Annotated in this window: 3 protein-coding genes, 1 tRNA gene and 1 pseudogene; all 5 read left to right on the plus strand. The window is 35.6% G+C overall.

What is annotated here, in order from left to right; translation table 11 throughout:
* Positions 1–910: pseudogene (locus PHI38_RS09240) on the plus strand (LPS-assembly protein LptD); the annotation flags it as partial.
* 3 nt (positions 911–913) lie between these two features.
* Entirely contained in the window at positions 914–1576 is a 663-nt protein-coding gene (locus PHI38_RS09245; protein WP_299855430.1) for a phosphoribosyltransferase, read from the plus strand.
* Entirely contained in the window at positions 1566–3731 is a 2166-nt protein-coding gene (locus PHI38_RS09250; RefSeq protein WP_299855432.1) for a polyribonucleotide nucleotidyltransferase, read from the plus strand. The genes PHI38_RS09245 and PHI38_RS09250 overlap by 11 nt, the downstream gene beginning before the upstream one ends.
* Positions 3732–3904: 173 nt before the next feature.
* Complete coding sequence (locus PHI38_RS09255; RefSeq protein ID WP_011372064.1) at positions 3905–4219, plus strand: F0F1 ATP synthase subunit C; 315 nt, start codon at positions 3905–3907, stop codon at positions 4217–4219.
* Positions 4220–4272: 53 nt separating this feature from the next.
* Positions 4273–4356 (plus strand) — tRNA-Leu (locus PHI38_RS09260).
* The last annotated feature ends 104 nt before the right edge of the window (positions 4357–4460 follow it).

The following is a 4460-nucleotide window of genomic DNA, read 5'->3' on the forward strand; positions in this document are numbered from 1 at the left end:
GTTTAAAAATAAAAGTGAAATATCCGCACCATCAAAGGAGTATGATGATGGTGTTTTTGCTAGAAATTATCATCAATTTAATGCTTCAACACAACTAACACGTGCATATGATGAACTAACGCATGTTATAGAGTTTGGTACGCAGTATCAAATGGATGGTCTAGATGCACAGAGCGGATATTATGATGAACAAAAAGATCTCTTTGATACTCAGCAAAGAGGTGCTTACTGCGCTAAACGTGCTAATATGACAGACCCAGAGTATGCGGCAAGATGTGAATTTTATAATATAGCAGAGATAGAAAAACAACTTCAACTCTATTTTTCTCACTATCTTTATGATGCACTAGGTAATCAAATAATCTATCATAGAGTTGCTCAAAACATTACATATGAAGATGTGAACGGTGGAGCAGGTGACCTTGAAAATGAGTTAGATTATCAGATAACTGATGATTTTAACTTTTATAATAATATGTTTTATAACTATGATGAAAATAGCTTTTCTAAAAACTTCAATAAAATCTCTTATACAGGAAAAACCCTTCAATTAGGGCTTTCTCATATGTATAAAAATTACTTTACAGAACAAGCAGTGATTAGTTATATGACAACAAGCGTTAGCTACATTTATGATAAACACTACTCATACAGTTTTAAACATGATTATGACTTAGAGAGAAGTGAGAAAAGAGGCTTTGAAATTGGGTTTTTATATCAAAAAAGATGTTGGGATTTTGGACTTAGATATGTTGAGAACAACCGACCTATACTTAGCTTAAATGGTATGTCGGACTCTATATATGATAGATACATATATCTAACAATAAGATTAAAACCTATAATGGCATCAGGTGGTCAAGGTGCCGGATTCTCATACAGACTTCCTGATAAATCTAGGGAAAATTAAATAATGGGCAGATATAAAAACATACTTAAAAACAGAGAAGATGCGGCAAAAAAGCTCTATGATGTGATACCAATGCAAAAGCTAAAGGATGAAAACTGGAAGTTAATAGCAGTTTCTCGTGGTGGGCTAGAGCTTGCCTATCATATACGAGGTAAGTATAAAAATAGTATAGATTTCCTATTCTCAGAAGCGATAATGGCTCCTAATAATCATGAGTGCGAGATTGCAAGAGTTTGTGAAGGAGAAGAGATAGTTATAAATGAAAATCTTGTCTCTGCGTTTGGAATAAAATATGACTATATTTATGGTGAAGCGCATAGAAAACATGAAGAGAAGATTCTTAGTTATATATATCAGTATAGAAAAGGTCGCCCTTTTACTTCAATGAATAATCAAATAGTTATGTTAATTGATGAAGGAAGTGAGACAGGACTCAAACTTTTAACAGCTTTAAAAGCAATACTTGCAATGAAGCCAAAAGCAATCTATATAGTTGTTCCTGTGATTCCAAGTGATGTTTTAGAGTTTTTAGAACCTTTTGCAGATGATCTATTTTATCTTTACAAAATAGATGATTATGTTGAGACTGCCCTATATTATGAAGAGTTAGATACGATAGATGAAGAGAGAATAGAAAAAATCTTAGGAGAAAAAAGTGAAATATGATGTAAAAGTAGAATTAAATTCTAGAGTTGAAGAGTACTCATTTAATGAAGTTGCAAAACAGGCAAATGGGGCAGCATGGTTAAAGAGTGGTAATACTGTTATCCTTGCTACAGTGGTAATTGACGAAACGGAGATTGTAAAAGATGATTTTCTTCCTCTAACAGTACAGTATATTGAAAAATCGTATGCAGCTGGAAAAATTCCAGGTGGCTTTTTTAAGCGAGAGACAAAACCAAGTGATTTTGAGACTCTTACTTCTCGTATAGTAGATCGTTCACTTCGCCCTCTTTTTCCAAAAGGATTTGGACACCCAACACAAATAACTATAATGGTATTTAGTGCTGACAAAGAAGCAGATCTTCAAGTTCTAGCTTTAAATGCTGCTTCAGCAGCTCTGTATGTGAGTGATATAGATATAAATAGATCAGTTTGCGCGGTTAGAGCAGCAAAAGTTGATGGAGAGTTAATACTAAATCCTACACTCCCAGAACTGGACAAATCGACACTTGATCTTTATCTATCTGGAACAAAAGATGATCTTTTAATGATAGAGATGAGAAGCAAAGGTGGAGTAAAGATAGATACAAATCTTATGATAGACCCATTAATGGATCCAACTCTAAGCTCTGCTATCATTGCAACGCATATCTCAAATGCAGTAGCTGAAGATGAGTTAATAACTATTTTGGCAAAGAGTGAAGAGCTTCTTTTTAAGACAAATGCTACATATGAGCAGATGTTTAAAACGCTTAAAAAAGAGGTTATGCCTCTTGAGTGTAAAGCGCATGAGCTAAATGAAGAGATGGTACAGTATGTACGTTCAAATCACCTTGAAGATATAAAATCTGCTATGAATCAAATGGCAAAATCTGAACGCTCAACTGCTCTTAGACAACTTAGAAAAAAAATTATACTAACAAAAGAAGAGTGGGTTGAAGTTGAACTCAAAGATGCGATAGAGAGCGTAAAAAAAGAGCAAGTTAGAGGGCAGATTTTAAATGATAATATTCGAGCAGATGGCAGAAAATTAAATGAAATCAGACCTATATCTATAAGTACAAATGTACTCCCAAGCGCTCATGCGTCTTGTCTCTTTACTCGTGGACAGACTCAAGCTCTTGTGATTCTAACTATGGGTGGGCCAAAAGATGCTCAAATGTTTGAAGGTTTAACTGATGAGGGAACTCAAAATGAAAATTTCATGGTTCACTACAACTTTCCAGGCTTTAGCGTAGGCGAAGCATCTCCTATCATGGGAACAAAAAGAAGAGAGTTAGGACATGGAAACTTAGCAAAAAGAGCGCTAGAGCCTGTCGTAAACCTTGATGGTCAGACAGTACGTTTAGTATCAGAGATACTTGAGTCAAACGGCTCATCTTCAATGGCAACAGTTTGTGGTGGTTATATGGCGCTTCGTGCTGCTGATATTGAAACAAGTGATACAATCGCTGGAATCGCTATGGGTATGGTAAGCGATGGCGCAAAGTACGCTATCCTCTCAGACATCATGGGCTTAGAAGATCATGATGGAGATTTAGACTTTAAAGTAACTGGTTCAAAAGATGGAATCACTGCTATGCAGATGGATATAAAACTTGGTGGAATTAGTCTTAACATCTTAAAAGAAGCACTTTATCAAGCTAAAGAGGGCCGAGCTCATATCATAGATATAATGGAAGAAGCAGAAAAAAACATTGCATTTAATGATGGCGTACTCCCTAGCACAGACTTTTTTCATATAAATCCTAGTTTCATAGGCGATATCATTGGTCAAGCGGGAAAAACTATTCGTGAGATTATAGAGAAGTTTGAAGTTGCAATCGATATAGATAAAAAAGATGGAAAAGTTAAAGTTACAGGAAAGAGCAAAAGTGGCGTACAAGCTGCAAGAGAGCACATCGAGGGAATAGTAAATACTCCAAAGATGCCAAAAATAGAGTATAAAGTAGGCGATATACATAAAGGAATCGTTAAAAAAATAGTTGAATTTGGAGCGTTTATTGAACTTCCAGATGGAGTGGATGGACTACTTCATATCTCTAAAATATCAGATCAAAGAGTAGAAAAAGTTAGTGACGTTTTAAAAGAGGGACAAGAGATAAATGTAGAAATATTAGAGTTTAAAGGCAATAAGCTCTCTTTGGGGATTGCATAAAATATAATTTAGCAAAAAATTTAGATAATTCAACTAAGTTTTAAAACTAATTTTGTATAATCCGCAATCAAATTTAAGTAGGGAAATCCTTGCATTTATGTTTGGGTTGCTGTATTCATACGGATGCAGTTACGTAAGCCGAAAAAATTTGTAATAAATTTAATGGAGAAACTATGAAAAAAATTCTTTTCTTAATGGTAGCACTAGCTACTGCAGCACTTGCTAATGATGGTGATGTTGCAAACCAAACACTTAAAGCGTACTCAATGATCGCTGCTGGTCTTGGTCTTGGTCTTGCTGCTCTTGGTGGAGCTATCGGTATGGGTCATACTGCAGCTGCTACAATCGCTGGTACTGCTAGAAACCCAGGTTTAGGTGCTAAACTAATGACAACTATGTTCATCGCTCTTGCAATGATCGAAGCTCAAGTTATCTATGCACTTGTAATTGCTCTTATAGCACTTTACGCAAACCCTTATTTAGGTTAATCAACCTAAATAAATCCTCAGTCTAACTCTTTTTGAGTTAGACTTTTTTATATGCGACCGTGGTGGAACGGTAGACACGCTACCTTGAGGTGGTAGTGCCCTAGGGTGTGGGAGTTCAAATCTCCCCGGTCGCACCATTTTTAATGCCCTCCCATAACCTTTTCTATCTCTTGCGGATTATCATGAATAGCAAATCTATCAATGATAGTAGCACTTGCTTCGCTTTGTCCTACTACTTTAA

The sequence above is a fragment of the Sulfurimonas sp. genome (genome assembly GCF_028694895.1).
In the GTDB taxonomy this organism is placed as follows: domain Bacteria; phylum Campylobacterota; class Campylobacteria; order Campylobacterales; family Sulfurimonadaceae; genus Sulfurimonas.

Coding starts and splice junctions, on each gene's coding strand:
- PHI38_RS09245 (WP_299855430.1), top strand. CDS start 914: ATGGGCAGATATAAAAACATACTTAAAAACAGAGAAGATGCGGCAAAA.
- PHI38_RS09255 (WP_011372064.1), top strand. CDS start 3,905: ATGAAAAAAATTCTTTTCTTAATGGTAGCACTAGCTACTGCAGCACTT.